This window comes from Vibrio sp. Vb0304, assembly GCF_033338995.1.
In the GTDB taxonomy this organism is placed as follows: Bacteria; Pseudomonadota; Gammaproteobacteria; order Enterobacterales; family Vibrionaceae; genus Vibrio; species Vibrio alginolyticus.
In genome coordinates, this window is sequence record NZ_JAWOTT010000084.1 from 1 (window position 1) to 1662 (window position 1662).

At 46.5% G+C, this 1662-nt stretch carries 2 protein-coding genes; both read left to right on the forward strand.

Annotated features, from left to right (window positions below):
- Positions 1-1270, forward strand: a 1270-nt coding sequence (locus R7P35_RS23935; protein WP_318092819.1) for an ABC-F family ATP-binding cassette domain-containing protein, incomplete at its 5' end; no start/stop codon positions are given.
- The coding region (locus R7P35_RS23940) for an MFS transporter (RefSeq protein ID WP_318092821.1) at positions 1267-1662 on the forward strand (396 nt) is incomplete at its 3' end. The genes R7P35_RS23935 and R7P35_RS23940, both read left to right, overlap by 4 nt.

Below are 1662 nucleotides of genomic sequence, written 5' to 3' on the forward strand. Positions count from 1 at the left end.
TGAATTATTTTCTTTGTATCAAGAGATGGCTGAATCTGCATCGCCTTCTTTGCTTCGCCGAGTTGCTAAGTTACAAACGGAATTGGAAGCCCAAGGCTTTTACGCCTTACATGCCCAAATTGAAAGTGTATCCGCAGGGCTTGGTATACAGCAGTTGGGACTGGATACTCTAATGAGTGCGTTAAGTGGTGGGCAACGCCATAAGGTTTTATTAGCGCGCTTATTGTTGCGTGAACCAGACGTCTTATTGTTAGATGAGCCGACTAACTATCTTGATGCAACTCATATTGAGTGGTTGAAGAGTTATCTCAATGCTTATGTAGGAACCGTACTGTTGGTGTCTCATGATGTGAGTTTCCTGAATGCGGTTACTACCTGCATCTGTGATATCGACTATCAAAAAATCCAGAAATACACCGGCTCATACCACAAAGCAATGGCGCAAAAGCGACACAATAATTCGCTGTTGGAAAAAGAGTACCACTCACAGCAAGCTGAGATTAAGAAACTGGAACAGTTTATTGCGAAAAATGGCGCAGGTGTGAATGCGAGCATTGCGAAGGGCCGTAAGAAACAATTAGATAAAATTGAAAGGATTCAGTTGCATAGAATAGATGCCGTGACTGAATTTGATTTTTCTTATGCGCCTATTGGACATCAAAGTGTTGTTAGTGCCGAAGCGTTGAGCATTGGCTATCAAACGCCTTTACTGTCACCGATTGATATCACTATCGTACGAGGAGAAAAGTTAGTGATTGAGGGCTTTAATGGCGTAGGGAAGTCGACATTGCTCAAAACGCTAATGGGGGAGGTGCTTCCACTCTCTGGTGAAATGACGTTTGCACAAGGTCTTAAGATCGGTTACTTCGCTCAAGACCTATCTTGGCGTCATCCGGATCATACACCGGAGCAAGAGGTGTGTGCGGTCGATTCTTCAATCAATAGTAAATCGGCTCGTAAGCTGTTAGCACGCTTCGGGATAAAGGGTGATAAAGCACAACGTCGCTTAGAGGCGTTGAGTGGTGGGGAGCAAACTCGCGTTAAGCTTTGTTGTTTAGCAACACGAGGCTGCAATGTACTCATTCTCGATGAGCCAACTACGCATCTTGATACCAGCAGTAAAGATGCGTTGAAGCAGGCGCTACAACGTTTTGCGGGCAGTGTCATCTTGGTTTCACACGAGAAGGCATTTATCCAAGATTGGCCAGACAGAATCGTCGATATCGCGACCTTAGCGGAGCTTTCGTTGCAAGCGGAGGTTGAAGCATGATTCAGTCGATAGCGTTGTTCCTTATTGCATTTCTGGTAGGTGCTGACGAATTGCTGCTTGGCTCTATTTTAGAACCTATCGGAGGTGATCTTGGTGTTCCTCCGAGCCAGGTGACACTCTTTATTACGGCGTATAGTCTAGCGATTGCGTTTTGTGCGCCTTATTTAGGGCGCTGGTCGGACCGAGTAGGGCGTCTTCGCCTTATGCTGCCTGCTTGTTTCGTTTTTGGCATCTCCTCGATTCTGACTGGCTTGGTTAGCCAGTTTGAATGGGCTTTAGTCACTCGTGTTGTTACGGGCATTGCTAGCGCAGGAATGCTGCCAATCGCATTTGCGTTGGCTGGTGATGCAAAAGGTGGGCGCTCGATGCGGCAGATTGTGATGGTGCAAGCT